Annotated in this window: 29 protein-coding genes and 2 tRNA genes; 17 read left to right on the forward strand and 14 right to left on the reverse strand. The window is 64.7% G+C overall.

Annotation, left to right across the window (positions count from 1 at the left end):
- Positions 1 to 72 precede the first annotated feature (72 nt).
- Complete coding sequence (locus EJ074_RS07015) at positions 73 to 267, forward strand: hypothetical protein (protein WP_095808765.1); 195 nt, start codon at positions 73 to 75, stop codon at positions 265 to 267.
- Between the two features lie 64 nt (positions 268 to 331).
- Here EJ074_RS07015 and EJ074_RS07020 read toward each other — a convergent pair whose 3' ends face one another.
- Positions 332 to 571 carry a hypothetical protein gene (locus EJ074_RS07020; protein ID WP_095808764.1) on the reverse strand — a complete coding sequence of 80 codons (240 nt, stop codon included), beginning with the start codon at positions 569 to 571 and terminating at the stop codon, positions 332 to 334.
- Between the two features lie 206 nt (positions 572 to 777).
- Here EJ074_RS07020 and EJ074_RS07025 point away from each other — a divergent pair, with 206 nt between their 5' ends.
- From EJ074_RS07025 to EJ074_RS30565, 5 genes are all read left to right on the forward strand, one after another.
- Complete coding sequence (locus EJ074_RS07025; RefSeq protein ID WP_095808763.1) at positions 778 to 1023, forward strand: DUF982 domain-containing protein; 246 nt, start codon at positions 778 to 780, stop codon at positions 1021 to 1023.
- Between the two features lie 316 nt (positions 1024 to 1339).
- Positions 1340 to 1582, forward strand: a complete 243-nt coding sequence (locus EJ074_RS07030) for a DUF982 domain-containing protein (RefSeq protein WP_095808818.1) — start codon at positions 1340 to 1342, stop codon at positions 1580 to 1582.
- A gap of 479 nt (positions 1583 to 2061) precedes the next feature.
- Positions 2062 to 2160: a putative RiPP precursor gene (locus EJ074_RS29880; protein WP_189523785.1), complete on the forward strand. Its 99-nt coding sequence runs from the start codon at positions 2062 to 2064 to the stop codon at positions 2158 to 2160.
- 39 nt (positions 2161 to 2199) lie between these two features.
- Positions 2200 to 2391 (forward strand): hypothetical protein, encoded by a 192-nt coding sequence (locus EJ074_RS07035; RefSeq protein ID WP_095808762.1) that lies wholly within the window; start codon positions 2200 to 2202, stop codon positions 2389 to 2391.
- Between the two features lie 167 nt (positions 2392 to 2558).
- Positions 2559 to 3194, forward strand: coding sequence for a CatB-related O-acetyltransferase (locus EJ074_RS30565; RefSeq protein ID WP_095808761.1), 636 nt, complete (start codon positions 2559 to 2561; stop codon positions 3192 to 3194).
- A gap of 224 nt (positions 3195 to 3418) precedes the next feature.
- Here EJ074_RS30565 and EJ074_RS07045 read toward each other — a convergent pair.
- Both EJ074_RS07045 and EJ074_RS07050 read right to left on the reverse strand, forming a co-directional pair.
- Positions 3419 to 3495, reverse strand: a tRNA-Arg gene (locus EJ074_RS07045).
- Between the two features lie 52 nt (positions 3496 to 3547).
- A complete protein-coding gene (locus tag EJ074_RS07050; protein ID WP_095808760.1) occupies positions 3548 to 3853 on the reverse strand; it encodes an ETC complex I subunit in 306 nt (101 codons plus the stop codon).
- Between the two features lie 266 nt (positions 3854 to 4119).
- On the opposite strand from EJ074_RS07050, the gene EJ074_RS30570 reads away from it, so the two are divergent.
- The 6 genes from EJ074_RS30570 (at position 4120) to EJ074_RS07080 (ending at position 8971) form a co-directional block, all read left to right on the forward strand.
- Positions 4120 to 5091 carry an NAD(P)H-dependent oxidoreductase gene (locus EJ074_RS30570; protein WP_135904456.1) on the forward strand — a complete coding sequence of 324 codons (972 nt, stop codon included), beginning with the start codon at positions 4120 to 4122 and terminating at the stop codon, positions 5089 to 5091.
- A gap of 129 nt (positions 5092 to 5220) precedes the next feature.
- The gene (locus EJ074_RS07060) at positions 5221 to 6384 is read left to right on the forward strand and encodes an NAD(P)/FAD-dependent oxidoreductase (protein WP_095808758.1); all 1164 of its coding nucleotides are present in this window, start codon (positions 5221 to 5223) and stop codon (positions 6382 to 6384) included.
- 74 nt (positions 6385 to 6458) lie between these two features.
- Positions 6459 to 6941: a pyridoxamine 5'-phosphate oxidase family protein gene (locus EJ074_RS07065; protein ID WP_095808757.1), complete on the forward strand. Its 483-nt coding sequence runs from the start codon at positions 6459 to 6461 to the stop codon at positions 6939 to 6941.
- A gap of 116 nt (positions 6942 to 7057) precedes the next feature.
- Positions 7058 to 7134, forward strand: a tRNA-Pro gene (locus tag EJ074_RS07070).
- A gap of 432 nt (positions 7135 to 7566) precedes the next feature.
- A complete protein-coding gene (locus EJ074_RS07075) occupies positions 7567 to 8241 on the forward strand; it encodes an outer membrane protein (RefSeq protein WP_095808756.1) in 675 nt (224 codons plus the stop codon).
- Positions 8242 to 8704: 463 nt separating this feature from the next.
- On the forward strand, positions 8705 to 8971 hold the full coding sequence (locus tag EJ074_RS07080; RefSeq protein WP_095808755.1) for a hypothetical protein: 267 nt from the start codon (positions 8705 to 8707) through the stop codon (positions 8969 to 8971).
- Positions 8972 to 9008: 37 nt separating this feature from the next.
- Here EJ074_RS07080 and hdaA read toward each other — a convergent pair whose 3' ends face one another.
- Genes hdaA through EJ074_RS07095 form a run of 3 tightly spaced genes read right to left on the reverse strand, consistent with a single transcriptional unit; the run spans position 9009 to position 11482 of the window.
- Positions 9009 to 9713, reverse strand: coding sequence for a DnaA regulatory inactivator HdaA (hdaA, locus tag EJ074_RS07085; protein ID WP_095808754.1), 705 nt, complete (start codon positions 9711 to 9713; stop codon positions 9009 to 9011).
- A 1-nt stretch (position 9714) separates the two neighbouring features.
- Entirely contained in the window at positions 9715 to 10857 is a 1143-nt protein-coding gene (locus EJ074_RS07090; protein ID WP_348626991.1) for an AI-2E family transporter, read from the reverse strand.
- 22 nt (positions 10858 to 10879) lie between these two features.
- The gene (locus tag EJ074_RS07095; protein ID WP_095808752.1) at positions 10880 to 11482 is read right to left on the reverse strand and encodes a CDP-alcohol phosphatidyltransferase family protein; all 603 of its coding nucleotides are present in this window, start codon (positions 11480 to 11482) and stop codon (positions 10880 to 10882) included.
- Between the two features lie 363 nt (positions 11483 to 11845).
- Here EJ074_RS07095 and purM point away from each other — a divergent pair, with 363 nt between their 5' ends.
- From purM to EJ074_RS07115, 3 genes are all read left to right on the forward strand, one after another.
- A complete protein-coding gene (gene purM, locus EJ074_RS07105; RefSeq protein WP_095808751.1) occupies positions 11846 to 12925 on the forward strand; it encodes a phosphoribosylformylglycinamidine cyclo-ligase in 1080 nt (359 codons plus the stop codon).
- Positions 12922 to 13629: a phosphoribosylglycinamide formyltransferase gene (gene purN / locus EJ074_RS07110; protein ID WP_095808750.1), complete on the forward strand. Its 708-nt coding sequence runs from the start codon at positions 12922 to 12924 to the stop codon at positions 13627 to 13629. Before purM ends, purN begins: the two co-directional genes overlap by 4 nt.
- Before the next feature lie 271 nt (positions 13630 to 13900).
- Complete coding sequence (locus EJ074_RS07115; RefSeq protein WP_095808749.1) at positions 13901 to 14410, forward strand: histidine phosphatase family protein; 510 nt, start codon at positions 13901 to 13903, stop codon at positions 14408 to 14410.
- 225 nt (positions 14411 to 14635) lie between these two features.
- On the opposite strand, the gene EJ074_RS07120 is transcribed toward EJ074_RS07115, so the two are convergent.
- Together EJ074_RS07120 and EJ074_RS07125 are read right to left on the reverse strand one after the other, a co-directional pair.
- Positions 14636 to 14839 (reverse strand): DUF680 domain-containing protein, encoded by a 204-nt coding sequence (locus tag EJ074_RS07120; protein ID WP_095808748.1) that lies wholly within the window; start codon positions 14837 to 14839, stop codon positions 14636 to 14638.
- Positions 14840 to 14906: 67 nt separating this feature from the next.
- A complete protein-coding gene (locus tag EJ074_RS07125) occupies positions 14907 to 15146 on the reverse strand; it encodes a DUF680 domain-containing protein (RefSeq protein ID WP_095808747.1) in 240 nt (79 codons plus the stop codon).
- A 479-nt stretch (positions 15147 to 15625) separates the two neighbouring features.
- Here EJ074_RS07125 and EJ074_RS07130 point away from each other — a divergent pair, with 479 nt between their 5' ends.
- Together EJ074_RS07130 and EJ074_RS07135 are read left to right on the forward strand one after the other, a co-directional pair.
- On the forward strand, positions 15626 to 16303 hold the full coding sequence (locus EJ074_RS07130; protein ID WP_095808817.1) for a response regulator: 678 nt from the start codon (positions 15626 to 15628) through the stop codon (positions 16301 to 16303).
- The gene (locus tag EJ074_RS07135) at positions 16300 to 17697 is read left to right on the forward strand and encodes a sensor histidine kinase (protein WP_095808746.1); all 1398 of its coding nucleotides are present in this window, start codon (positions 16300 to 16302) and stop codon (positions 17695 to 17697) included. Before EJ074_RS07130 ends, EJ074_RS07135 begins: the two co-directional genes overlap by 4 nt.
- Here EJ074_RS07135 and EJ074_RS07140 read toward each other — a convergent pair.
- From EJ074_RS07140 to EJ074_RS07165, 6 genes are all read right to left on the reverse strand, one after another.
- Positions 17678 to 18553, reverse strand: a complete 876-nt coding sequence (locus EJ074_RS07140; RefSeq protein WP_095808745.1) for an ABC transporter permease — start codon at positions 18551 to 18553, stop codon at positions 17678 to 17680. The two genes, EJ074_RS07135 and EJ074_RS07140, sit on opposite strands and share 20 nt — an antisense overlap.
- Before the next feature lie 14 nt (positions 18554 to 18567).
- On the reverse strand, positions 18568 to 19422 hold the full coding sequence (locus EJ074_RS07145) for an ABC transporter ATP-binding protein (protein WP_095808744.1): 855 nt from the start codon (positions 19420 to 19422) through the stop codon (positions 18568 to 18570).
- Positions 19423 to 19585: 163 nt separating this feature from the next.
- A complete protein-coding gene (locus tag EJ074_RS07150) occupies positions 19586 to 20572 on the reverse strand; it encodes an ABC transporter substrate-binding protein (protein WP_245454860.1) in 987 nt (328 codons plus the stop codon).
- 203 nt (positions 20573 to 20775) lie between these two features.
- Positions 20776 to 21552: a 4-hydroxy-tetrahydrodipicolinate reductase gene (dapB, locus tag EJ074_RS07155; protein WP_095808816.1), complete on the reverse strand. Its 777-nt coding sequence runs from the start codon at positions 21550 to 21552 to the stop codon at positions 20776 to 20778.
- Positions 21553 to 21855: 303 nt separating this feature from the next.
- Entirely contained in the window at positions 21856 to 23961 is a 2106-nt protein-coding gene (locus EJ074_RS07160; protein WP_095808742.1) for a molybdopterin oxidoreductase family protein, read from the reverse strand.
- Positions 23962 to 24176: 215 nt separating this feature from the next.
- Positions 24177 to 26054 (reverse strand): ABC-F family ATP-binding cassette domain-containing protein, encoded by a 1878-nt coding sequence (locus EJ074_RS07165; RefSeq protein ID WP_095808741.1) that lies wholly within the window; start codon positions 26052 to 26054, stop codon positions 24177 to 24179.
- Between the last annotated feature and the right edge of the window lie 190 nt (positions 26055 to 26244).

The following is a 26244-nucleotide window of genomic DNA, read 5'->3' on the forward strand; positions in this document are numbered from 1 at the left end:
AATATTAGCCGGGAACTATAAAGCGCGTCGCGCGCTGAATCGGTCTCACGCAGGGCTCTCGAGGAGGAAGCCATGTCCATTGAGCGAAACACATTCACGCCCGCCGAGACGGCCATGCTTGGCCGCGTCTTCGAGAGCGGTCGTGTCGAGGGCGAGACCGAGCAGCAGAAAGAGGCGCGCGCCTCCCGCATCATCGCGAACTACATGGCTGGGATTACCGACGAGGCGGAACTCATCGAGCTTTCACGCAGGCCGCTCGGCCGATAATCGACCCGCTGCTGCTTGCGACGCGTCTGCCCGCCGCCGAGCCCCTGTAACATTTCCACTGCTTTCAATTGCCGGCGGCAAGCACCAGCACGGTGGACGTTCCCGGACCTCGTCCGGCATCAGGGCACTGACAGGGCGCAAATGGCCGCGTCGGCTTCGCCAATTCCTTATCCACGGAAATTGCTAGAGACTTGGCCTCGGCCGCCACCACCGGGTTGACCTCCACCCACACGAATTCGGTGACGTAAGCCGACGCAAGGGCGACCTGCACAAAGATTATGGCCAGGAAGGTGCGCTTGATCATAGCGCCGCTAACGCGCCTGAATGCCGACGGGTTCCGCCGTCGCAGGCGTATTTGGCAAATTCCGCTCGCCGGCCGGATGGCGCTGCCGGTCTGGCCGACCCGCCCCGCTCCCCTGACAGCGCATTCACATCCTGTTGAAATGCTGGATGAAACCCGAAAGGCGGTCCCCGCGTTCTAGTGCGTCAAACGCATCAGGGGTTTTCGCAATGGTCCAGGGATGGTTTTCCAAGCCGGTCGAAGTCGCCGTCGGCATCGCAGGCTCGATCCGGCACATTTCCAATGCGCAGCAGGCCGTCGAGTTGCTGACGGGACAGTGGCGCGACGCCGGCAGCGCCCTGCATGGCGCGGCGGTGCGCGCCTGCCGCCGGGCAATGAGCGGCGACGTTCCGGCCGACAACGCCCGCGACGCCTTCGTAAGCGCCGCCCGCGAGGCGCATGTGCTGGTCGAGTGATCCGCCGCACCGCGCATACCGCCAGTTTGCTGGAGACGGTTTGCGCTGCACGAATTCAGGCCAAGCGCTTCAAGCCTTGTCTTGATGGATGGTTTGGGCAGCACGCGTTAGCCGAATGGTGGCGATCCGGGCTCCAGTCCCCGCCCTCTCCGGGCGGATCTTTTCTTCTGCCCAGCGCGCTCAAATTCTTCGGAACATTATCTGTCGTGAATGGTTAATGCGCGGATCCGCCTATCGCCCTCGGATCCGCATCCCATCGGGCGCCGCCCGGCGCCGATTGCTTGCTCAAAAGACGACCATAAGAATGGAGAAAGTGATGAACGATGTCTGGTTTTCCGAACCAGTCGTGATCGACTTCCAGCCAAGCGGAAAACGCAAGGTTTCAACCTGTTTCGAGGCCGTCGAGTGTCTCGACCAGCGATGGCCGCGGCGAGCGCGCGACCGCACCTGGCGGGCAGCGAGCCGAGTCTGCCGCGACGCGCTCGATGGGCTGAGAAGCCCGATCGACGCCCGCAAGACGCTGCGCAAGGCGGCAAAGGCCGCCGGCCTGCTCGCCTGACCAACTGCGGGATCATGCCGTGGTGCCGCCCAACCTTGGATAACAGCCAATAGGGTCCTGCCAGCAGGCCGGCGCCGGCGCAAAAACCTCGACACATTGCCGCTGCCGGCAGATCTACTTTCCGTAATCTGCCCGACTGCGGGCTCCATACCAAGCCTAGCCCGTTTCGGCCCCCAGGCCGGAGCGGGCTTGCTTGGTAGTCACCCCCGCATTGGCGATCCGCGACCGACGTATACTGCGAACGCGTCCTCGCTTACGCGCCCGTTGGGGATACATGAAAACGTCGGCCGCTGGGCTCCAGGGCGCCTGAAGGTCCAGGCATTTGCTTTTTCGGCGAGTCGAAGGCCGGTTTTCAACGCAAGGATGGGGCCATGGTAAAGAAGCCGTTACTATCCACAGGGCGCGGCGAGAACGGGAACGCAAGTCCGGCGAGTGCGTTCACTCTGTCGGTCGAAGCCAATCTGTTTCGGAACGGCGGAATGAAGAAGACCTACGAGAAGCCCAGGCTGGTGAAGCGCGAGAAACTCACGGCGCGGACGGCGCAGATCGTCGCCTCCGGGGTCGTCCTGGGCGAATAGCGGGTCGAGGATCCCGGCCGGGGTGTCTGGATGACTGCGATGAGACCTCTGCGCAACCAAGCCGAACCTGATCTTTCGCTGCAAAAGGAGGCGGAGCGCCAGGCGCGCTTCGAGAAGAACGCCAGGCTGAGGGAACTGCGGACCCATGCATCCTGGCTGGTGCTCGATCCGCAGGCGCCATTTCACGACGAGATCGACTGCTCAGTGCTTTTTCGCAGGGACGATCGATAGAGGCATGGGTTCTTCACGACGGCGCCCGCGCGAAATTGCGGTCCCTGGGGATTGCTTCGATTTCAATTGAGAATTGCGGCTAACGAAATTGCGCGCGGCGCGAGCCCGGATTACTTGCGCTCCGGCCGGAGCGGCTGCGCCGGCAAAGAGTTGCGGGGGATTATCACATGGCGATGTTCAGAAAATTGCGAACAAGGTTGGGTCTGCGGAAGCCATACCCGGGCCAGTACGTCACTATGGGCCGCAAAACCCACGGCGTTGACTGCACCAATGTTTTCAATGCCACCGCGGAAGCCCCGGTCATCCTTGGAAGCTACACAGCAGTCGCGGCCGGAGCACTTTTCATAGCCGCCGGAGAACACCCGACGTCTTCGGTCTCCACCTTTTTCGTGGATTCCGCCAATATCACAAAAGGTCCTATCACCGTCGGCAACGATGTATGGATAGGATCGCGCGCCATCGTGTTGTCCGGAGTGACGATCGGCGACGGGGCAGTTGTGGGAGCCGGCGCCGTCGTCTCGAAGGATGTGCCGCCCTTTGCGGTGGTTGTTGGCAATCCTGCAAAGATCATCCGGTATCGGTTTGGCCCGGAGGTCATAGACGGCCTGTTGGCCATCCGATGGTGGGACTGGCCCGAAGAGCAAGTAGAGGCGGCGATGACCGACATTCGCGGCCCGGCTGCAGATTTCGTCTCGAAGTATGGGGTGCTCCGCACGCCGACTTCAGAGAGCAACGGCCGGTCAAGCCCTGGCGCTGTTGCCAGTTCACCGGCGTCCGGATCATCGCAGCAGACGGCTGGGTGATCAGGCGCGGACCCGCGGACGAAACAGAACTGGTTGCGTGAGCATCGACCAGGCCTGAGGCATCTTGCCGGCGTCGATATTGCTGGCGGCAACGAACGTGCCGCCACCCGTCGACCTGGAGCAGAGAACCTTGCAGACCATCGACAACCCGTTCGGCACGAGGTTGTCACCCATGTCTTAGGGACAAGCTGTTACCTATGTCTCCGGGTCGGACAATTGAAAACTGGCGATCCCGGCAGGATTCGAACCTGCGACCATCGGCTTAGAAGGCCGGTGCTCTATCCAGCTGAGCTACGGGACCGCTGCCGGCCGGGGCCGGTGATGCTATTGCGCCAGGACGCTCGACGTCAGGGTCAGTGCGTCCAGGGCGTCCTGCGGTCATAGCGGAAATTGTCCGAATAGGAAATCTGCCGGCGCTTCGTCTCCTTCGGCTCCTCGACGCGGAAGGCCAGGCCTTCCCTCTCGGCATAGGCGACCGCCTCTTCCCGGGTGTCGAAGGTGAGCCGCACCTGGCTCAGCATGTCGCCGGACGAGGTGTAGCCCATCAGCGGGTCGATCTTCTTGCGCTGCGCGGGATCGAATTCCAGCACCCAATGACCGGTCTTGGCCTTGCCGGACTGCATCGCGGTTTTGGCTGGGCTGAAAATGCGCGCGGACATGACCACCTCGTTGACGCCCCGAAGCGGGGTATTGCTTCATCGGCGCCGCAACCGAACCCACTGCGGGCCCCAGCGCCAACTCGTCATTACTGTGCAACGGCGCCGGCGGCAAGGCCGCAGGCGAGGCAGCGCGGCTGTCGAGGGCGGAACCTCGCAACGACCGGAACATTAACCGAAGTCAGGCGGTGCTTCAGCCGTAGGGCCGCAACGCGGCCGCTCGTGCCATGAAGCAGCGCCACCCATCGCTCCAGACCGGACAGCCAGCCATGACCAGCACAGCCGAGACCCCCGTCCTGCAGCTTGCCATCCTCGTCGGCAGCCTTCGCGCCCAATCCTATAGCCGCAAGATCGCCAAGGCGCTTGCCGCACGCGCGCCGGACTCGCTCAACTGCCGCTTCATAGAGATCGGCGAACTGCCGCTCTACAACGAGGACCTGGAAGGCGAGACAACGCCCGCGACCTGGCTGAGCTTCCGCGCCGCGATCCGCGACTGCGACGCGGTGCTGTTCGTCACGCCGGAATACAACCGCTCGATTCCGGGCTGCCTGAAGAACGCCCTGGACGTCGGCTCCCGACCACATGGAGAAAGCGTCTTCAAGGGCTTGCCCGCCGGCGTCGTCAGCGTCAGCCCGGGCAAGATCGGGGCGTTCGGGTCCAACCAGGCGCTGAGGCAAACCTTCGTCTTTCTCGACATGCCGGTGATGCAGCAGCCGGAAGCCTATATCGGCAATGTCGCCGAGCTGCTCGACGACAAGGGCGCGGTGAAGAACGGCGAGACCGCCGCGTTCCTGGAAAAATTCATGGGTGCGCTGGAGAACTGGATAAGAGCGGTGCGGCCGGGCGGCTCATCCTTCGACGCCTTCATGAGGCAGCGCGAAAAGATCGCCGAAGACTATGTCAACGGCGATCCGACATCGCTGAAGTCGATCGTCACCCAGAGCGAGCCGGCGACGTTCTTTTCGCCGCGCGGCGACCACCTCGAGGGCGCCGACGCTGTCGCCGGTCGCTATGAGCGCGACGCGGCCAGCTTCCACCGGGGCGGAAGCTCCGATCTGGAAGTGCTGCAAGCCTCCTCCAGCGGCGATCTGGCCTTCTGGACCGGGCTGCAGCATGCGAAGGCACGCATGGGCAAGAACGGCCAGCCGGCCGAGATGACCTTGCGCGTAACCGAGGTCTTCCGGCTGGAGGACGGAGGCTTCAAGCTGGTGCACCGGCACGCCGACCCGGCGCACGGGTGACCTTGTCCGCGACACAATGCCGGAGTTCTGTGCAACCTCGGCCTATTCCCATCGCCCTGCCAGCGGCATATGTCGGATACACGGCCGTGTCATTTGACGGCCATGACGACGATAAAGAACAGAATGAGCATGGAAGCGGAAATCTCGCCGGGCTGGACCGGCGAGCCTGCGATCCTCGACGGTGCGCTCGTGATCGGTGCGGGTGCCGCGGGTCTGGCCGCCGCGCATGCGCTGATCGAGGCCGGCATCGCCACCCAGATCCTGGAGCGCGAGGGTCGGCTGGCCGAATCCTGGCATCGCCGCCACGAGAACCTGCATCTCAACACGCATCGCGATCTGTCGACACTGCCAGGCGTTTCGTTTCCCAAAGGCACGCCCGCCTTTCCGCATCGCAGCGCCGTGATCCGTCTGTTCAACGACTTCGCGACAACGCACCGGCTGCCGATCGCCTTCGGCATAGTCGTCGAGGGCATCGAATTCCTTGGCGACCATTGGCTGGTGAAGACCAACACCGGAGCGCGCGCGGCACGCCACGTGGTGGTCGCGACCGGTCGCGACCGGCATCCCTTCATTCCCAGTTGGAAGGGCATGGAGGATTTTTCAGGCAGGATCATCCATTCCGCCGACTTCGGCCGGGCCAGCGATCATGCCGGAAAGAAGGTTCTGGTGGTCGGCGCCGGCAATTCCGGCTTCGACGCGCTGAACCATCTTTCCACTGTCGAGACCGGCCAGATGTGGCTCGCCGCGCGCAACGGGCCCTCGCTGCTGCCGAAGCGCATCGGCAAGATCGCCGTGCACCGGTTCTCGCCCTTGATGGCAAGGCTGCCGGTCAGGCTGGCGGACGCTGCGATGGCGGCGACGCAGCGCCTGGTCTTCGGCGATCTGCGCGAATACGGCCTGCCCCCTGCCCCGTCGGGCGGCGCCAGCCGGCTCGGCGCCGACTATACGGCGATTGCCGCCGACGACGGCGCGGTCGACGCGATCAAGGCCGGCCGCATCATCGTCGTGCCGCAGGTGCTGGAGTTCCGGGCCGACAGCGTGGTTCTCGACAACGGGCAGGCGATCTCGCCGGACGTCGTGATTGCCGCCACCGGCTATCGAACGGGGCTGGAGACGATGGTGGGCAAGCTCAACGTGCTCGACGCCAAGGGCGTGCCCCTGTTCAATGGCCCACACGGCGACCCGAAGCTGCCGGGACTCTGGTTCACCGGCATGCGGCCGAGCATTCGCGGCTGCTTCGCCAATGCCCGCATCCAGGGCGCGGCGATCGCCAAGGCGGTCGCCAGGGGCTGAGCGCCGCGGCCAGGCGCTGCAAGGAACAGACAGGACTGCCGGTCGTTTGCCTTTCTCTGGCGAAAGGAAAACAGATGCCGACACCCGCTGAACTGGAAGCGAAATTCTGGAAAGCCCTGAAATCCGACATGACGATGATGATCGGCCTTGACGGCTCGAACATCATTCCCCGACCGATGACGGCACAATTGGAGGACGACCGCAACGGCCCGATCTGGTTCTTCACGGCGAAGGACACCGAACTCGTCCTCGGCCTTGCCGGTGGCGACCAGGCAACGGCGACCTTCGTCTCAAAAGGCCATGACCTTTTCGCGACCGTGCAAGGCAGGCTGCGCGTCGACAACAACAGCGTGGTCATCGACCGGCTGTGGAACCGCTATGTCGCAGCGTGGTTCGAAGGCGGAAGGGACGATCCGAAGCTGACATCGCTGCGGTTCGACCCGGATCAGGCCGAGATCTGGCTCGACGCCTCCAGCATGGTATCGGGAATCAAGCTGCTGCTCGGCTACGATCCCAAGCAGGAATACAAGGACAAGGTCGCGAAGGTCGATCTGTAGCCTGCAGGGCGACCTTGCGCGGCAGCGCGAGCGCCGTTTCTGCATGGCGATGGCGAAGGGGGTTTTCCGTTTTTCGGTTGCCTTCTCGGCGCCGGGACCCTATACGCCGCGAGCGTCGGAGTGTAGCGCAGCCTGGTAGCGCACCTGATTTGGGATCAGGGGGTCGCGTGTTCGAATCACGCCACTCCGACCATTCTTCGATCGCGCCTTGCATGGATAGGATTCCAGGATCGGCCTCCCAGACCGACCTGATTCCGTCCCGGGCCGAGAAGAACTTGTTTGTGAGTACCCGACGCAACTGGTCGAATCCGCTGATAGCGCCGCTCCTGCCTTTGGCCTCCCGGGCTGCTCCGGCAATACAAAGAACAGACACTCTTCCAGCCGCTGTGGCTTTTCAGCACCTTCTGAAAGAAATACTTGCGTCTCCCGATTGGCAGCGTTGACAACCGGCGGAGTTCGGCAGAAAGGCTACTCGCGCTCAGGTGGTACGCAGGCCCTTACGGGGGGCATTCATCCTACCTAAGCCTGGACGTCAAACCTGGAAAGGTTTGCGACGGGCGCCTCTCGCTGAAATCGGCGAGCGCCCTTCCAGCAGTGCAGTCTTTGGCAACGAAAGGGCCATCCGTTGAAACAGCTTCTTCTTACAACCGTTCTCGTCCTTGCGACCGGCACCGCCTATGCCGCAGACGCCGTGATCAATGGCGAGGAGGCACCCCTGCCGGTTGCGTCCTCCTTCGATTGGACGGGTGCTTACATCGGCGTGAACGCCGGCGGCGGCTTCGGCAACTTCAAGCATCCGCTCGATAGTGGCGGCGTCACCTCCGATTTTGCTGATATCAGTGCAAGCGGCTTTCTGGGCGGCGTTCAGGCCGGCTACAATTGGCAGTCGGGCCAGATGGTCTATGGCATCGAAGCCGACTTCCAGGCTTCCGATGTCAAAGCGACTTCCAGCATCTTTTTTGGACCCCCGCTTGAGACCAAGGTTGAGTGGTTCGGCACGGTGCGTGCTCGCATCGGCTACACGCCTGTCGATCGCTTCATGGTTTATGGCACCGGCGGCCTGGCCTATGGTAAGGTCAAGACCGAACTCCAATTTGCCGGGATCGACTCGTCCAAGACCAAAGCCGGCTGGACCGTCGGAGGAGGCGCCGAGTACGCCATCAATTCAAACTGGTCGTTGAAGTCCGAATATCTCTACACCGATCTCGGCAAATCGACTGTGTTTTCTCAACCCGGTGTTACCCTCAAGAACGACGTGGCCTTCCATACCGTTCGCATTGGCCTGAATTACAAGTTCTGATTGCTGCAAATTGCAGCATTGCAGCCCCGCTCCGGCGGGGCTTTTTCTTTGTGCCGCCCGTACAAGGTGACAAGTGCATTGATCGAGGACATCGGCGCGAGCCGGCTGATCTCGTCCATTGGCAAAGTCCATTCAGCCCGAACTGCTGTTCCATTACGATGTGAAGTGGAATCGGCAACAATTGCGGTTTCTGCGTGAAGGCTGAGCCACAGGTAAGGTCGGCCGATCTGCCTGGACCGTAAACCCGCCGGGCGAGTCCCCAACAACCTCAAGCCCGGCGAGCCTACAACCCGATCTGGAACGCGACCGGGACCGGGATCAACCGGCGTCTTCCACGCTGCAAGATGGATGCCAGGGAAACGGTCTCGAAATGGGACAGCCACGACGCATCGTCCCGCAACATCGGACCCGCTACACAGTTTGTCTGGAGTTGCTCTAGACTTCCGCAAAAGGGGGACTCTGGATGCCTGTTATCGAGGCGTTGCTGTCGCTGATTGGCCCGGCCTACCTGGCCTATTACGGCTTCACGGTTCCGGTCATGATCGTCTGGGCAATTCTGTGCGCTGCGCTGTGGGTCTGGAACAACCGGCCGAGCAAGAGGCAGGATGGCAGCGTCGCCCGGTCCCGGTCCGTCGGCGTGGTGTTCTTCGTGTTTGTCGCCGCCTGCTACGTGGCGGCGCATACCGGAATTTATCTGCTGGCTCGGCATCTGGCCGGCCTATGGGCGTAAAGAGCGCGCAGTCCCGGGGCCAGCCTTCCTCGATGTTCTAAATATCGAACTCGCCCTGGCCCTCGTCCATGGCGCTGACGGTCTCGGCGGCGAGCGCGCGAGTGATCGGCGTCTTGCGCTCCAGCGCGGCGCGGTCGAGGCGCTCGACGACGCGCATGGCGGTCGCCAGCGAGCGCTCGATGCGCCTGACCAGATATTGCACGACATGCGGCTCGACCTCGACCTGGCGATCGGCGAACAGCTTGGTGATGACGCCGGCCAGAAGCATGTCGTCCGGCTCGTGGATCTCGACTGTCGCCGCCGCCTTCAGCCGCGAGATGAGGTCTGGAAGCGTCACCCGCCAGGCGGCGGGAAAGCGCCGCGCCGTGAGCAGCAGGGTGGAACCGGCGCCGCGCACGGCATTGATCAGATGGAACAGGCCCTGTTCGTCGATCGGGTCCCTGTCGATGTCGTCGATGACCGCCGGCGTGGCGCCAAGACCGGCAATGTGCACGCCGATGCTGCGCGAATCGATGGCGACCGCGTTGGCATGGGCCTGCCAGATCGAGGCGAGATGCGTCTTGCCGGAGCCGGGGGGACCTGCCAGCACCACCACCGGCGCGGGCCAGTCCGGCCAGCGGTCGACCAGCGCCGCGGCCTCAGCATTGGTGCCGGAGACGACGAGTTCGTCGCGCGAGTAGCCCGTGCCGTGGCCAAGGTCGAGCGGCAGCTGTCGCGGCGGATCGTTGCGCTCGCCGGCCATTTCAGCGACGTGGTTGCGAGCGATGGCCGCCGTCACGATCGGCGGGCAAACGCGGCACGGGTTCGGCGACGCGGCCCCTGTAAAGCGGCGATTCGAGGTAGCGGCTGATGGCGAAGCGCACCAGCACCGCGATCGCCGCGGAAGCCGGCACCGCAATCAGCAGCCCAACAAACCCGAACAGCGCGCCGAAGGCGAAGAGCGCGAACATCAGCCAGACCGGATGCAGGCCGACACTCTTTCCGACCAGCCGCGGCTGCAGGATGTTGCCCTCGATGAACTGGCCGACGAAGAACACGCAGGCCACCAGCACCACCATCATCCAGTCCGGCCAGAACTGCACGAAGGCGACGCCGACGGCGAGCACCAGCCCGGTCAGCGAGCCGACATAGGGAATGAAGGAGATGAGCCCGGCGAAGAAGCCGATCAGGATGGCGAAGTTCAACCCGGTGAGCGTCAGCCCGGTGGCATACATGGCGCCGAGCACCAGGCAGAGCGTGCCCTGGCCGCGCACGAAGCCAGCCGTGGCGGTGTTGATGTCGCGGGCGAGCGCCCTGACCGTCTCGACATAGTCGCGCGGCACCCAGCTGTCGACGACGGCGACCATGCGGTCCCAGTCGAGCAGCATGTAGAAGGCGACGACCGGGGTGACGACGAAGAGGCTCACCACCGAGACCAGCGCCACGCCCGAACTCCAGATCGAGGTGAAGACGGCGGTCAGCACGCTGAAGCCGGAGGTGAGCAGCGAGTTCAGCCCGTCGCGCAGGCTGCCGGCGTTGACGCCGAAGCGCTGCTCCAGCCATTTCGGATCGAAACTGGTGATCAGCGACTGCAGGCGGGTGAGATATTCCGGCAGCTTGCGGGCGAAATCGGCCATCTGCGTCGCCAGCACCGGCACCAGGATGACGAAGGCCAGCACGACGACGACGATGAAGGCAATCAGGATCACCACCGTCGCCATCAGCCGCGAAAGGCCGAGCCGCTGCAGCCGGTCGGCCACCGGATCGAGGAAATAAGCCAGCACCATGCCGGCGACGAAGGGCAGCAGGATGCCCGAGAAAACATAGAGAAACAACGCCAGAAGCATGGCCGTGGCCAGCCAGAAGAAGATCTGGCGGCGAAGCGCGGCCGATTGATCATCAGCCACCGCGACCGCCGCGGCTTCACCGTCAGGTGTCCGTATCGGATTTGCCCGTCTTGGGGGCGTTGGTCTTGGGGTCGCTCGACTGGGAGCCTTCGCCATAGCCGCTCATATGCCTTAGCCAGGCCACGAGATAGGCCGCGGCCGAAGCCACGGTCAAGACCCCGGACAGCAATATCAGCACCGGCCGGAGCGGGTCGAGGCGCAGCGAAAAGGCAAGTTCCCCAAGCACCAATGCCGCCAGCACGATCTGCACGGCGGTGTTGGCCTTCGACACATATAGCGGCTTCATCTCGACGGGGTGGCTCATGATGCTGGACAACAGCACGGCGCCGATGATCAGCGCGTCGCGCGAGACCATGATCACCACCAGCCACAGCGGCAACTCGCCGGCAAAGCCCATGACCACGAAGACCGAGACCAGCAGCAGCTTGTCGGCCATCGGGTCGAGATAGGCGCCGAGTTGCGAGGATTGCCTGTAGCGGCGGGCGATGAAGCCGTCGATCCCGTCGGAAACGCCGGCGACGAGGAAGCCGGCGAAGGCCCAGTCCCAGCGCGCCTGCAGCATGGCCAACACCACGGCGGGCACCAGCAGCAGCCGCATGATCGTGATCATGTTGGGTATGGTCACGCGAGGTCCCGTCATGGCTTGTTCTGAAATAGATGAGGGAGATGGGAGGTTGGCGCAAGGGAGGGGGCGACGCAGGTCCGCGCGAGGCGCCCCCCTCTGCCCTGCCGGGCATCTCCCCCTCAAGGGGGGAGATTGACTGTATCGACGCCGGTGTTCTTGTTCCAACCATGGCGGTTGGCGAAAGCGACCGCGACATCTGATCTCCCCCCTTGAGGGGGAGATGGCCGGCAGGCCAGAGGGGGGTGCTGTCCCGCCGACATATCCGCTTTTATCGGGGGCAAAACTCCCCTACCAGCGCGTCATCCTTGCTCCCCGAAACCATTCATGCGAAGAGCCCGCAATGGAAACAGGGACGAGCCAGATATGAGCAAGGGCGATCCGGCCACGCGCAAGAACGGGCTCACCTATGCCGAGGCGGGCGTCGATATCGACGCCGGCAATTTGATGGTCGAGAAGATCAAGCCGCTGGTGCGCGCGACGCGGCGGCCGGGCGCCGACGGCGAGATCGGCGGCTTCGGCGGGCTGTTCGACCTCAAGGCGGCCGGCTTCACCGATCCGGTGCTGGTCGCGGCCAATGACGGCGTCGGCACGAAGCTCAAGATCGCCATCGATGCGGGAAAACACGACACGATCGGCATCGACCTGGTCGCCATGTGCGTGAACGACATCGTCGTGCAAGGCGCGGAGCCGCTGTTCTTCCTCGACTATTTCGCCACCGGCAAGCTCGACCCCGACCAGGGTGCGGCGATCGTCGGCGGCATTGCCGAAGGCTGCCGGCAGGCCGGCTGCGCGCTGATCGGCGGCGAGACGGCCGAGATGCCCGGCATGTATCGCGACAACGACTACGACCTCGCCGGCTTTGCCGTCGGCGCCGCGGAGCGCGGCCAGTTGCTGCCCACCGACGACATTGTCGAAGGCGACGTGCTGCTTGGCCTCGCCTCCTCGGGCCTGCACTCCAACGGCTTTTCGCTGGTGCGCCGCATCGTGGCCGCAAGCGGCCTCGGCTGGAGCGACCCGGCGCCGTTCAATGATGAAGCCAGTCTCGCCGAGGCGCTGCTCGAGCCGACGCGCATCTACGTGAAGTCGATCCTGAAGGCCATCCGCAACACGCATGGCATCAAGGCGCTCGCCCACATCACCGGGGGCGGTTTTCCCGAAAACATTCCGCGCGTTTTGCCGAAGGATTTCTCCGCCGAGCTCGACCTCGAGGCGATCGAGGTGCCGCCGGTGTTCTCGTGGCTGGCCAAGACCGGCGGCGTTGCGCCGGAAGAGATGATGCGCACCTTCAACTGCGGCATCGGCATGATCCTCGCCGTCGCCTCCGGCCAGGCGGCGCAGGTGGCGGCGGTGCTGCAGGAGGCCGGCGAGACGGTGACGCCGATCGGCCGCATCGTACCGCGGCGCGACGCCGGCGTGATCTATCGGGGCTCGATCGCCCTATGAGCAGGAAGCGCACGGTCGTCCTGATCTCGGGGCGCGGTTCCAACATGACGGCGCTGATTGCGGCGGCGAGCGATCCCTCCTATCCCGCCGAGATCGTCGGCGTCATCTCGGACCGCGCGAATGCGGCCGGCCTCGGCGTCGCGCAGGCGCGCGGCATACCGACCAAGGTCATCCAGCGCTCCGACCATGCGAGCAAGGACGCGCATGATGCGGCGATCGATGCCGCGCTCACCGGCTTCGGCGCCGAGATCGTGGCGCTGGCCGGCTATATGCGCATCCTGTCGCGCGGCTTCGTCGAGAAATGGCAAGGCCGCATGCTCAACATCCACCCTGCCCTGCTGCCCGCCTTCAAGGGGCTGGACACGCATGCGCGGGCGCTTCGCGCAGGCGTGCGCATCCATGGCTGCTCGGTGCATTTCGTCACGCCGGAAACGGATGACGGCCCGGTCATCGCCCAGGCCGCCGTCCCGGTGATGGTCGGCGACAATGAGGACACGCTCGCCGCCCGCGTGCTGAAAGCCGAGCATCGGATCTATCCGCTGGCGCTGGGGCTGGTCGCCGAGGGCAAGGCGCGCATGGAAAAGGGCCACACCGTGCTCGCCCATTTCGCCGACGACGCCGACAACGCCACATCGGTAGTGATGGCGCCGGATCCGCTGCGCGAGGAGACCGATCTCGAACAGCTGGCGCGGATCACGCCGTAGGCGCGCAGGCCGGTCTCTCCGATCGACGGGCCGACCCTTGCAGACCAATTATGATCATGCCTGTTGTTGCCCTAAGATACACTTGGCGGCGGCTGCCGATGACAGAATGGACGACGATCTGGGACCATGAATTGGCCGGATTCGGAAGGCGGCCGATCACCTTGTGGACGGAAGGGCTGGCCAGTGGTCCGTTCGCTGTTTTGGACATTGAAGATATCAAGTGCAAAGCCCGTGCCCGATTGGACAGCAATCGGGGTTCTGATCAATGCCCATGAAACAACTCCTGGTGCTGCGCCACGCCAAGTCGAGTTGGGACGATCCCAAGCTCGACGATTTCGACCGGCCACTCGGGCCACGCGGATTGAAGACAGCGCCGCTGATGGGGCGCGAGATGGCGCGGCGCGGCTGGCTGCCGGAGCTTGCGCTGGTGTCGCCGGCCCTGCGCACGCGTGACACCTGGCGGCTGGTCGCGGCTGAATTGCCGAAGCCCGTGCCGGCGGAGTTCGATGAGGAGCTTTACGAGGCTGAGGCGGCCGCCGTACTGGCACGCGTACGGCAGGCCAAGGCGACAAGCCTGATCGTGATCGGCCACAATCCTGGCCTGCAGGAACTCGTGAGGCGGCTGGCCGGCGCGGGGTCGGACGCGGATGTGGTTAAAAAGATCGAAGCAAAGTTTCCGACTGCGGCGCTGGCGCGGTTCACGGTGAAGGGGAATTGGGCGAAGCTCGATTTCGGCGCTGCCCGGCTAACGCATTGCATCAGGCCGAAGGATCTGGGGTAGCCGACGAAGCTGCCAATCTCCCCCTCGTGGGACCTCGTGGGGGAGATCAGTGCCTCATCGCCGTCTCCCTTGATCCCCTTTCGCCGCCGCCGGTTGCCTCGTTACGGCCATCGCCGCCTCGTGATGACCGATTGATCGGCATCGCGCATCAGCCGGGCTGCTGCCCACAAAAACAGAGCGGCGGGACCAGCCCGCCGCTTTGAGGTCTATCGAAGACCGAACCTTTCAATGATTGCCGAACAGGTCGCGATCGGCGCCCTGGGTCACCGGCTTCTGGACATTGGCGTCCGATCTGGTCGAAGCGGTGATCGTGCTGTCGACCGAAGCGGCCGGCGGATTGGCGTTGGCCGAACCGTAGTGGTCGGAGTTGGCAAAGGCGGCACCGGTGGCAACCAGCAGGGCGGCGGCGGTAAGAGCGATCTTGGTCATTTCAGTTGCTCCAGATTTTGGGATTGATGCTTGATTGTTCGAGGGTTGGTTCGGGTCTGAGGCCGGCTTAACGGCCCCAGATGCCCCGGCCGGACTGCGGCTGGTTCTGATCGGGCGAGATCTTGAGATCGCGCTGCTCAAACTTGCGGATCGATCCGGTGATGCCGCGGTCGATGTTGTCACCAGCCCGGGCGGACTGAGTCACGGCCGGCTGGTTGACATTGTCTGAGCCATAGTGGTCGGAACCGGCGAAGGCGCTGCCCGTGGCCACGAGAAGGGCCGCAGCGGTAAGAGCAATCTTGTTCATTTCAGGTACTCCAAATTTTCAAAGTTCTGTCCGTCCAGTGGCGTGCCTTGGGAGGAAATCGCGTCGCTTGGACAAAACCGAAATGGGTCTGCCCTGCTGCTGTTTCCAATCACGAAAACGTGCAAATCGAACCCATCGGTTCGATCTTGAAATATTCGCCAAAAGTACCATTGCCACATTGTTTTCTTTTTATATCAATCGCTTACCGAAACGATGCTTGAGCGCGAGCTTCCATCGACCCGGCGGACGTTCACCGGGCCTGCACGATGCGTCAACATAAATTGAACCGAACGGTTCGGTCTTATCGCGCCGCGCACCGGTTGGTCGGCGTAACGGCGCCTGCGGCCTTCATCCCGGTGGTGTTTGCCTTGCCGACGGATCGAGACTATCGATTGTCTTCAACGTCCGTTGGGACCGCCGGCCGCGTGCGCGAAAGGCTTGGCGACGCGGATGGATGCACTGCTGAAAAGCGATGGACCATGCGGCTCTTGCTTGTCGAAGACAATCGCGAACTGGCCGATTGGCTGAGCAAGACGCTGCGCCAGGCGAGCTATGTCGTCGACGTCGTGCATGACGGCGAGGACGTCGAGCATGCGCTGGCGGCCGGCGACCATGCGCTGATCATCCTCGACCTCGCGCTGCCGCGCCTGGGCGGGATGGAGGTACTGAAGCGGTTGCGAGCGCGCGGCAACCCGGTGCCGGTGATCGTTCTCACCGCCAATGCCAGCCTCGACGGGCGGGTCAAGGGCCTCAACGAAGGCGCCGACGATTACCTGGCAAAGCCGTTCCAGATCGAGGAGCTGGAAGCGCGCATCCGCGTGCAATTGCGGCGCTCCAACGACCGGACCGCGCCCGTGATTTCCTGCGGCGATCTCGTCTTCGACACCAACACAAGGCTGTTCTCGCTGGCCGGCGAGACACTGGCGCTCACGCCGCGCGAGCACGCGGTGCTGGAGCAGCTGGTGGTCAAGGCCGGGCGCACTGTGAGCAAGGCGGCGCTGTCGGCGGCGGTCTACGATTTCGACACCGATGCGGACCCCAGCGCCATCGAGATCTACGTTCATCGCCTGCGCAAGAAGCTGGAAGGATCGCGCGTCCAGATCGCCACCCTGCGTGGCCTCGGCTATCTGCTGCGCCATGAAGATCAGGCGCGATGAGGATTAGCAGCCTGCGCCTGCAATTGCTGGCCTGGGTGGTGCTGCCTCTGGCCGCACTGGCGACCGTCAATTTGTGGACCAGCCAGCGCAACGCGCTGGCGACAGCCGACCTGGTCACCGACCGGATGCTGGTCGGGTCGGCGCGCGCGATCGCCGAGCAGGTGACGATGGCCGAGGGCGTGCTCGACGCGACCGTGCCGCCGGCCGCGATCGAGATGTTCGACACCGGCGACCGCGACAGCGTTTACTACCGCGTCGAGACCGCGGGCGGGCGGCTGCTCACGGGTTACCCCGACCTGCCCACGGCATCGGGTGATGCGAGCATCGAGGCGCCCTACCGCGATCAACTGTTGCGCCTCGCAACTTTCAGCCATGCCGTGATCGGCGCCGGACCGGATTCGCCGATCAGGGTCACCGTGGGCGTCACGCTTGCCGGTCATGATGCGATGGCGAAGCGGCTGTGGCTCAGCGCCTTCGCGCAGCAGCTGGCCCTGGTGGCGATCGCCGGCGTCTTCGTGCTGCTCGGCCTGCGCCGCGGGCTGGCGCCGCTGATCCGGCTGCGCGACGCGGTGCGCTCACCCAACCGCAGCGATCTCGACCCGGTCGAAGTGCGTGGTGCGCAAAGCGAGATCAGGCCGCTGATCGAGGCGCTCAATGCTTATATGGAGCGCGTGCGGGCGCAAATGGCGGCGCAGCGCCGCTTCATCGCCAATGCCGCGCACCAGTTGCGCACGCCGCTGGCGTTGCTGTCGACGCAGACGAGCTACGCGCTGCGCGAGACCGCCGCCGACCGGCGCCAGGAGGCGCTGGTGGCCCTGCAGGCAAGCTCCGGCCGGCTGGCGCGGCTTGCCGAGCAGTTGCTCACCCTGTCGCGGGCGGAGCCCGGCAGCCGGCGCCCGCGAGCCGACCGCATCGACCTCACCGAAGCCGCGCGGCAGGTGCTGGAAACGCAGGCGCCGACAGCAATCACCCGCAACATCGATCTCGGCCTCGAGGAAACCGGGCCTGTTGCGGTGATCGGCGACGGCACGATGCTGCGCGAGATGATCGTCAATCTCGTCGACAACGCGCTGCGCTACACACCGGCCGGCGGCAGCGTGACCGTCAAGCTGGCCGTCAGCGACCGCGAGGGTCTGCTGACGGTTACCGACACCGGCCCCGGCATTCCGGCTGAGGAACGGGAGCACGTCTTCGAGCGCTTCTACCGCGTCGCCGGATCAAGCGAGGAAGGCAGCGGGCTCGGCCTGGCAATCGTGCGCGAGGTGGTCGAGCATGCCGGCGGCAGCGTCGCGCTTGGCGATGCCGCCGCCGGAGGGCTGAAGGTCGAGGTGCGGCTGCCGCTGGCAGCGCCGGACGAGACGCCGGGCGGCGCTGTCAAGTCCCCTGCTCGTTGAACGGTGCCGGGCGCCACTTGACGACGTAGTTCTCGAAGCGGGTGATGATGAACTCCACCACCAGCGCCATCACCGCCAGGATGATCATGGCGGCAAAGACGCCATTGGCGTTGAAGGCGCCCTGCGCGGTCGAGATCAGCAGGCCCATGCCCTGCTTGGCGCCAAGGAATTCGCCGACCACGGCGCCGACCAGCGCGAAGCCGAAGCTGACGTGAAGGCTGGCGAGGATCCAGCTCATCGCCGAGGGGATGATGACCGTGGTGGTGATCTGATAGGGCGAGGCGCCGAGGATCTGGGCGTTGGCGATCATCGCCCTGTCGGCTTCGCGCACGCCCTGGAAAGCATTGGCGAAGACGACGAAGAACACCATCACCACGGCGAGCGCCACCTTGGAGGCCATGCCGAGCCCGAGCGCGATGATGAAGACCGAACCGAGCACGACGCGCGGCACGGAATTGGCGATCTTGATGTAGATGGAGAAGACGTCCGCCAGGAGCTTGTTGCGGCCGAGGATGATGCCGGCGGCGATGCCGCCGAGCGCGCCAATGACGAAGCCGAGGAAGGTTTCTTCCAGCGTCACATAGATCTGCAGCCAGAGCGGCCCCTGCGAGGTGCCCTCGGTGACCCATGACCAGATCTGTTCCCAGATGCCCGAGGGGCTGGAGAAGAAGAACGGATCGATGATGTTGTAGTCGGCGCAGAATTCCCAAAGGCCGAGGAAGATTACGAGGATTGCGAGGCGCAGCCCGATGACCAGGGCATGGCGGCGGCGCAGGCGCGCCCTGGCCCGGGCTTCGGCGGCTACGATCGAGGTCGCGCGCATTGCGGCCTGGTCGGTGGCAGAGATGGCGGTCATGACGATTTCTCCTCTCAATGACCGGTTTGCAGGCCGCGGCTCTGGCCGAGCTGCACTTCCTCGCGCAGGTCACTCCAAATCACCTTGGCGATCTCGATGAATTTCGGATCGTAGCGGATGTCGGCCATGACGCGCGGGCGCGGCAGGTCGATGTGGTAGACGCTCTTCACCGTGCCCGGTCCGGCAGTGAGCACATAGACCTTGTCGGCCAGCGCCACCGCTTCCTCGAGGTCGTGAGTGACGAAGACGACGGAGGATTTCTGTTCCGACCACAGGCCGAGCAGCTCGTCCTGCATGGCGGTGCGGGTCTGCATGTCCAGCGCGCTGAACGGCTCGTCCATCAGGAGGATCTTGGGCTGGTTGATGAAGGTCTGCGCCAGCGCCACGCGCTTGCGCATGCCGCCCGAGAGCTGATGCGGATAATGCTTCTCGAAGCGGGCAAGGCCGACGCGGGCGATCCAGTCGCGCGCCCGGTCATAGGCCTCGGCCTTCGGCGTGCCGCGATAGAGCGGGCCGGCGGCGACGTTGTCGATGACGCTGCGCCACGGAAACAGCGCGTCCGCCTGGAAGACGAAGCCGATGTCGCGGCTGATCTCGCTGACTGGATTGCCCATGACGCGGACATTGCCGGTGGTCGGCCGCAACAGGCCGGTGACGAGATTGAGCGTCGTCGACTTGCCGCAGCCGGTCGGCCCGACGACGCAGGCGAACTCGCCGCGCGCCACGGTCATGGTGAAATCGCGGATCGCCGTCATCATGTGGCCGTCCGGCGTTACGAAGCGCAGCGTCACGTCATCGATGGCGATCGCGGCGTCGGCCGGTAGCGCGGCCTGGGACAGTTTCTGGACCGCCACGGTTTGCGGTTGCATGGCACACTCCTGTCGCGAGGACGCACGGGAAGATCGCGGCCAGCCGCGGTTTCCCAAGCGCCAATGTCTGGAAGGCGCGCCGCTGCCGGATTGATTCAGGCAAGCAGCGCAAGTTGTTGTTTTTCAACGAGCGGACGGAATGGTCCGCGCTTGCCGACCGATGCTACTTGGCGGCGTCGACGAAGGCCGACGTATAGGTCTTCGACAGGTCGATCTGCTTGCCCTGCAGGCTCTTGGAGAAAGTCGACAGCACCTTCAGCACCGTCTCCGGGCCGTCGGCGGGCATGCGGCCGTCCGGCGTGAACATCGCCTTGCCACCGGCCAGCCCTTGCACATAGAGGTCCTTGTTGCCGGCGTAATAGTCCTTCGGCATCTTGTCGGCGATCTCCTCGGCCGAATGGCTGGCGATGAATTTCATCGTCTTGACGAAGGCATTGGCGAGCTTCTGCGCCTCTTCCTTGTGGCTGTCGAGCCAGGCCGACTGGACATAGAAGGACGCTGCCGGATAGTCCCCGCCCAGCGCCTGCTTGGTCTTCTCGGGAGTGCGCATGTCGACAAGGATATTGGCCTCGCCGGTCTTGAGCAGCTTGGCGATGGTCGGCTCGGTGGTCATGCCGGCCTGGATCTGGTCCTGCTTGACGGCGGCGATGAAGGTATTGCCGGCGCCGACCGGCAGCAGCGTGTAGTCGCCGGGCTTCAGGCCGTTGCGGACGGCCAGGTACTGAGTGAGGAAATCGGTCGAGGAGCCGAGGCCGGTGACGCCCAGCGTGGCACCCTTGAAGTCGGCCGGCGACTTGATCTCCGAGTGCTTGGCCGACACCAGTTCCACCTCGCCCGGAGCCTGGCTGAACTGCACGATCGACTGGATGTATTTGCCCTTCGACTGAAGGTCGACGGTGTGGTCGTAGAAGCCGACGACACCTTGCACGGCGCCGGCAAGCAATTCGTTCTCGGCCTCGACGCCGGCACGGGAATTGACCAGCTCGACGTCGAGCCCCTCATCCTTGAAATAGCCGAGTTGCTGGGTGAGCACGGCCGGCAGGTAGATCTGCTTTTCCATGCCGCCGACGATGATGGTGATCTTGTCGGCCGCCGAGGCCGCCGTCGCGCCCGTGGCGACGATTGCCAGCGTCAGCGCCGCAGAACGCAGAATGCACTTCGAGATGAAACCGGTCACGTAACTTCCTCCAAACGGGCGGCGCGCCATCCGGGCTGCACCGCATTTCCTCCTTGCCGGCCGCTCCCGAACCGGACGCGCGGCGCCTGCCGCAGCACCCTCATGGCATGCCTAAGCTTTCAGCTGGCTTTCAGCCGTTTTGGTGACGAACGAACGGTCCGGCGGGCTCGCACCCGTCACGAAGACGTGAGGCTCAGCACATCGCGCATGTCGTATTCGCCGGGTGACCGTCCGGCGACCCAAAGGGCAGCGGCGATGGCGCCGCGCGCGAACATCGAGCGGTCGCCGGCCGAATGCGAAAGGGTGAGCACTTCGCCGTCGCCGAGGAAGCTGATGCTGTGCTCGCCGACGATGCTGCCGGCGCGCAGCACAGCAAAGCCGATCTCGCCCTGCGGGCGTGGGCCGACGACGCCATCGCGAACGCGCTTTGCCACATCGTTCAGCTCGACGCCGCGCCCTTGCGCGGCCGCCTCACCCAGCATCAGCGCCGTGCCGGACGGCGCGTCGACCTTGAAGCGGTGATGTGCCTCGAGAATCTCGATGTCGCAGTCGTCAGCGGCCAGCGCCCGGGCCGCCTGCTCGACAAGCCTGGTCAGCATGTTGAGGCCAAGTGAATAGCTGCCCGAACGCACGATGGCGACCTTCCTGGCAGCTCCGGCGATTGTGTCCAGCTCGGCGGTGCTGAAGCCGGTCGAGCCGATGACCAGCGCCGGGCCGCCGCGCGCCGCGCAGTCGCTCGCAAGTTCGGCGGATACCGCAGGCGTGGTGAAATCGACGACGACATCTGCAAGCGACAGCGCTTCATCGCGCTCGACCAGCCCTTCGCCGGCGCTGCCCGGCCGGTGGAAGCGAGCGACCAGGTCAAGTCGAGGGTCGGCTGCGACGGCCTCTGCCATTTGCCGCCCCATGCGCCCGAGCGCGCCGGCAATGGCTATTTTCAATGGCTGCGGCAAGGACACCTCGAAGAATCAGCGCACAGGTTCGGAATTGGCCGAAACCTCCCCGACTTCGTCATCCACGGGCGGAGCAGCCGCGAAGCGGCGTCGCGAAGACCCGAGGATCCATGCCGTGACTTAGGTCGGGGCACAAGCGAAGCAGAATTCTGAACCGTGGGCGGCGCTTCAGCGTGACGGCATGGATCCTCGGGTCTGCGCGCGTCGCTTCGCTCCTTGCTTCGCCCGTGGATGACGAAGCGATGGATGTTTCGGCTAATCTCCAAGCCGTGCGACCTACCAAATGCGCTCCCATCATCTATGTCAAAGTGCCCGCAGCCAGACCTTGTTGTCGTGGAAGGCGGCGCCGCCGTAAGGCGCCGGCGCGTCGGCGCCGGTCAGCACGTTGATGCCCTCGCCGCGCTCATGCGCGCTGTTCGGCCAGATGCCTTCGGCCACCACCACGCCGCGCTTCACACCGTCGAAGAACCTTGCGTGAATCACCACCTCGCCGCGCCGGTTGCCGATCTCGACGCGGTCGCCATCGGCGATGCCAAGCGCGGCGGCGTCCTCGGGATGGAGCAGCAGTTCCGGCCGGCCCTCCTTCGCCTTCGACACCGGCGTCTCGGCAAAAGTCGAGTTGAGGAAATTGCGCGCCGGCGACGTCGTCAGCCGGAACGGATGCTCTTCGTCCGCAACTTCGATCAGCTCGACATGGTCGGGAAACTGGGGCAGCAGATCGACCGGCCCGAACAGGCCCATGCTTTTCGGCGGCCGGTTGGGCGACGACTGTCCGGTCCAGTTGGGGCGGAAGTGAAATTTCTTGTCGGCATGGCCGAAGCCGTTGATGAAATGCGCGTCGTCGAATTCAGGCTGCAGGTCGATCCACTTTTCTTCCCTCAGGCTATCGAAGCTGCCGAGCCCGCGCTTGCCGAGAATGATGTCGATATGCTGACGCTCGGTCAGGCCGAAGCCCGGCCTGTCGGAAACGCCCAGCCGTTCGGCGAGTTCCTCGATGACATAGTGGTTGGTGCGCGGTCCTTGCGGCGGCTCGATCAGCTTGGGGCCGAGCGTGATGTGCTGGTTGCCGCCGCCCTTGTAGAGGTCGTCATGCTCCAGAAACATCGTGGCCGGCAGCACGACATCGGCGAGCTTGGCCGTGTCGGTCATGAACTGCTCGTGCACGCAGGTGAACAGGTCCTCGCGCAGGAAGCCTTGCTTCACCAGCCGCTGCTCGGGCGCGACGTTGACCGGATTGGTGTTCTGGATGAGCAGGGCCGTCACCGGCGGCCCGCCATAGAGCGCGTCCTCGGCGCCGGTCAGGACCGGGCCGATGCGCGAATGGTCGAGATAGCGCACGTTCGGGTCGCGCATCGCGGTGCCTTCGAGCAGATCCTGGTTCAGCTTGAAGATGCCGGAATTGGAATGAAAGGCGCCGCCTCCCTCATATTGCCATGCGCCGGTGACGGCGGCGATGGATGCGGCGGCATGCATGTTGATCGAGCCGTTGCGCTGGCGCGAGAAACCGTAGCCGAGGCGGAAATAGGTCTTCCTGGTCGTGCCGACGAGATGGGCGAAGGCCTCGATCTCGGCGACGCTCAAGCCGGTGACGGCGGCGGCCCATTGCGGCGTACGATCTTTGAGGTGCGCTTCCAGCCCGCGCGGGTCGTCGGTGTATTTTTCGAGATAGGCGCGGTCGGCCAGCCCGTCGCGGAACAGCACGTGCATGACCGCGCAAGCGAGCGCGCCGTCGGTGCCGGGCCTGAGCAACAGGCCGAGATCGGCCTGCTTCATGGTGGCGTTCTCATAGATGTCGATGACGACGATCTTGGCGCCGCGCTCTTTCCGCGCCCTGGTCGCATGGGTCATGACGTTGACCTGCGTGACCACCGCATTGGTGCCCCAGATCACCACGCAGTCGGACTTTGCCATCTCGCGCGGATCGGGGCCGCACAGCGCGCCCGCTCCCACCATCCAGCCGGTCCAGGCGAGATTGGTGCAGATCGAGCCGAAGAAGCCCGAATATTTCTTGGCATGCCGCAGCCGCTGGATGCCGTCGCGCTGCACCAGCCCCATCGTGCCGGCGTAATAGTAGGGCCAGACGGTTTCCGAGCCGTATTTCGCCTCGGCGGCGATGAACTTCTCGGCGACGAGGTCGAGCGCCGCTTCCCAGCTCGCTTCCTTCCAGGCGCCCTCGCCTTTGCTTCCAGCGCGCACCAAGGGCTTCAGGAGCCGGTCCGGGTGGTGGACGCGGTCGGCATAGCGGGCGACCTTGGCGCAGACGACGCCCGCCGTGTAGCTGTTGGCCTTGGCGCCATGGACGCGGCCTATGCGCTTGTCGTCGAGCAGTTCGACCTCGAGCGCGCAGGTGGACGGACAGTCATGCGGACAGGCCGAATGGCCGATCCCGAGCTTGGCGTGCTGGTTCATGCGGGAGTTTGTAGCGGGTTTTGCGGGTGGCGTGTAGAGCCAGATGACTGGCTAATCTCCCCCCTCGTGGGGGAGATGGCCGGCAGGCCAGAGGGGGTCGTCTCGCGTAAAGAGCCGACGTCCTCTTTCGTCACACCAGGCGTCGGCGCTCTACGCGCGGCTACCCCCTCTGTCGCCTTTGGCGACATCTCCCCCTCAAGGGGGAAGATCACGCGCTACTCCGCGATCCCTTCCTCATACTCCGCCGACATCGTCAGCCACTTGTCCTCGTTCTGCGCCAACGTTTGCGCCAGTTGCGAGCGCTCCTTGGCCAGCCGCGTGGCGGTCGAGGGATCCTTCTCATAGACGGCCGGATTGGCGAGTTCGTCCTCGATGAGGTCGATGCGTTTGCGGATGCGGTCCATCAGCGCCTCGGTGGCGCGGATTTCCTTGGCCAGCGGCTCCAGCGCAGCGCGGCGCTGGGCCGCCTCGCGGCGGCGGTCGGCCTTGGATGTCTTGTCCGCTTCCTTCTGCTCGCGGCGATTGGAGGAAACGCCGGTGACCAACGTCTTGTAATCCTCGAGGTCGCCGTCATAAGGGTTGACCGCCCCGTCCTTGACCAGCCACAGCCGGTCGGCCGTCGCCTCGAGCAGATGCAGGTCGTGCGAGATCAGGATCACCGCGCCCGGAAAATCGTTCAGCGCATGGATCAGCGATTCACGGCTGTCGATGTCGAGATGGTTGGTCGGCTCGTCGAGGATGAAGAGGTTCGGACCTTCGAACGCGGAGAGCCCCATCAACAGACGCGCCTTCTCGCCGCCGGACAGATCCTTCGCGGCGGTGTTCATCTTCTCGGTCGACAGCCCGAACTGGGCGACGCGGGCGCGCACCTTGGCTTCCGGCGCATCCGGCATCAGCCGGCGCACATGCTCATAGGCGCTCTCCTCGGGGCGCAAATCGTCGAGCTGATGCTGAGCGAAGATCGCCACCTTCAGGCCCGGCGCGATCGTCATGCTGCCGGTCTCGCCCTTGAGGCGCCCGGCGAGCAGCTTGGCGAAGGTCGACTTGCCGTTGCCGTTGGCACCGAGCAACGCGATGCGGTCGTCGGCATCGATGCGCAGCGTCATCTTCTTCAGCACCGGCTTGCCCTCGGTATAGCCGACATTGACGCCGTTGAGCGCCACGATCGGCGAGGCCACCGTCTTCACCGGCTCGGGGAAGGAGAACGGCCGCACGGTGTCGTTCACCACCGCGGCGATCGGCTTCAGCTTTTCCAGCGCCTTCAGCCGCGACTGCGCCTGCCTGGCCTTCGAGGCCTTGGCGCGAAACCGCTCGACGAAGGATTCCATGTGCTTGCGCTGCGCCTCCTGCTTGGCGCGGCTCTTTTCCTGCAGCTCGCGCTGCTCGGTCAGCTGGCGCTCGAACTGGTCATAGCCGCCGCGCCAGAAGCTGAGCTTCTTCTGGTCGAGATGGACGATCGAGTTGACGGCGCGGTTGAGCAGATCGCGGTCATGCGAAATCAGCAACACGGTGTGCGGATATTTGGAAACGTAGTTCTCCAGCCACAGCGTGCCTTCGAGATCGAGATAGTTGGTCGGCTCGTCGAGCAGCAGAAGATCGGGCTCGGAGAAGAGCACGGCGGCGAGCGCCACGCGCATGCGCCAGCCGCCCGAGAAGGACGAGGCCGGTCGCTTCTGCGCGGCCTCGTCGAAACCGAGCCCGGCAAGGATCGTGGCGGCGCGGGACTCGGCCGAGTGCGCGTCGATGTCGGCGAGCCGCGTATGGATCTCGGCGATGCGGTGCGGATCGGTGGCGGTCTTTTCCTCTTCGATCAGCGCCTGGCGCTCGACATCGGCCTTGAGCACGATCTCGATCAGCGGCTCCTCGGTGCCGGGCGCCTCCTGCGCCACCTGGCCGATGCGGGTGTTCTTCGGCAGGCTGATCGAACCGGTTTCGGACGGAAAATCGCCGGTGATCGCCTTGAACAGCGTCGTCTTGCCGGTACCGTTGCGGCCGACGAGACCGGCCTTGGTGCCGGCAGGCAAGGTCAGCGTGGCATGGTCGAGAAGCAGGCGCCCCGCCATGCGCAGCGAGAGATCGTTGATGATGAGCATGGCCGGGCTTTTGCACTGGACGTCAGCGCTTCGCAAGAGCCAGCGCGCCGGCAAGACCGCTCCTCACCGGCCACCGGTGAGGCCGACATCCCGCCAGGCTGCCGGGATCGACGGGGACGGCCGGCCACACACCAACGCTGGGCGGCAAGCGCGAGCTTGTCACCCGGGGAGTGCAGCCGGCAACCCCACC

Source organism: Mesorhizobium sp. M3A.F.Ca.ET.080.04.2.1, assembly GCF_003952525.1.
Taxonomy (GTDB): Bacteria; Pseudomonadota; Alphaproteobacteria; order Rhizobiales; family Rhizobiaceae; genus Mesorhizobium.

Excerpts from the sequence above, each read along its gene's own strand:
- EJ074_RS07015 (WP_095808765.1), top strand. The coding sequence starts at position 73 with ATGTCCATTGAGCGAAACACATTCACGCCCGCCGAGACGGCCATGCTT.
- EJ074_RS07020 (WP_095808764.1), bottom strand. The coding sequence starts at position 571 with ATGATCAAGCGCACCTTCCTGGCCATAATCTTTGTGCAGGTCGCCCTT.
- EJ074_RS07025 (WP_095808763.1), top strand. The coding sequence starts at position 778 with ATGGTCCAGGGATGGTTTTCCAAGCCGGTCGAAGTCGCCGTCGGCATC.
- EJ074_RS07030 (WP_095808818.1), top strand. The coding sequence starts at position 1,340 with ATGAACGATGTCTGGTTTTCCGAACCAGTCGTGATCGACTTCCAGCCA.
- EJ074_RS29880 (WP_189523785.1), top strand. The coding sequence starts at position 2,062 with ATGAAGAAGACCTACGAGAAGCCCAGGCTGGTGAAGCGCGAGAAACTC.
- EJ074_RS07035 (WP_095808762.1), top strand. The coding sequence starts at position 2,200 with ATGAGACCTCTGCGCAACCAAGCCGAACCTGATCTTTCGCTGCAAAAG.
- EJ074_RS30565 (WP_095808761.1), top strand. The coding sequence starts at position 2,559 with ATGGCGATGTTCAGAAAATTGCGAACAAGGTTGGGTCTGCGGAAGCCA.
- EJ074_RS07050 (WP_095808760.1), bottom strand. The coding sequence starts at position 3,853 with ATGTCCGCGCGCATTTTCAGCCCAGCCAAAACCGCGATGCAGTCCGGC.
- EJ074_RS30570 (WP_135904456.1), top strand. The coding sequence starts at position 4,120 with ATGACCAGCACAGCCGAGACCCCCGTCCTGCAGCTTGCCATCCTCGTC.
- EJ074_RS07060 (WP_095808758.1), top strand. The coding sequence starts at position 5,221 with ATGGAAGCGGAAATCTCGCCGGGCTGGACCGGCGAGCCTGCGATCCTC.
- EJ074_RS07065 (WP_095808757.1), top strand. The coding sequence starts at position 6,459 with ATGCCGACACCCGCTGAACTGGAAGCGAAATTCTGGAAAGCCCTGAAA.
- EJ074_RS07080 (WP_095808755.1), top strand. The coding sequence starts at position 8,705 with ATGCCTGTTATCGAGGCGTTGCTGTCGCTGATTGGCCCGGCCTACCTG.
- hdaA (WP_095808754.1), bottom strand. The coding sequence starts at position 9,713 with ATGGCCGGCGAGCGCAACGATCCGCCGCGACAGCTGCCGCTCGACCTT.
- purM (WP_095808751.1), top strand. The coding sequence starts at position 11,846 with ATGAGCAAGGGCGATCCGGCCACGCGCAAGAACGGGCTCACCTATGCC.
- purN (WP_095808750.1), top strand. The coding sequence starts at position 12,922 with ATGAGCAGGAAGCGCACGGTCGTCCTGATCTCGGGGCGCGGTTCCAAC.
- EJ074_RS07115 (WP_095808749.1), top strand. The coding sequence starts at position 13,901 with ATGAAACAACTCCTGGTGCTGCGCCACGCCAAGTCGAGTTGGGACGAT.
- EJ074_RS07120 (WP_095808748.1), bottom strand. The coding sequence starts at position 14,839 with ATGACCAAGATCGCTCTTACCGCCGCCGCCCTGCTGGTTGCCACCGGT.
- EJ074_RS07125 (WP_095808747.1), bottom strand. The coding sequence starts at position 15,146 with ATGAACAAGATTGCTCTTACCGCTGCGGCCCTTCTCGTGGCCACGGGC.
- EJ074_RS07130 (WP_095808817.1), top strand. The coding sequence starts at position 15,626 with ATGCGGCTCTTGCTTGTCGAAGACAATCGCGAACTGGCCGATTGGCTG.
- EJ074_RS07135 (WP_095808746.1), top strand. The coding sequence starts at position 16,300 with ATGAGGATTAGCAGCCTGCGCCTGCAATTGCTGGCCTGGGTGGTGCTG.
- EJ074_RS07140 (WP_095808745.1), bottom strand. The coding sequence starts at position 18,553 with ATGACCGCCATCTCTGCCACCGACCAGGCCGCAATGCGCGCGACCTCG.
- EJ074_RS07145 (WP_095808744.1), bottom strand. The coding sequence starts at position 19,422 with ATGCAACCGCAAACCGTGGCGGTCCAGAAACTGTCCCAGGCCGCGCTA.
- EJ074_RS07160 (WP_095808742.1), bottom strand. The coding sequence starts at position 23,961 with ATGAACCAGCACGCCAAGCTCGGGATCGGCCATTCGGCCTGTCCGCAT.
- EJ074_RS07165 (WP_095808741.1), bottom strand. The coding sequence starts at position 26,054 with ATGCTCATCATCAACGATCTCTCGCTGCGCATGGCGGGGCGCCTGCTT.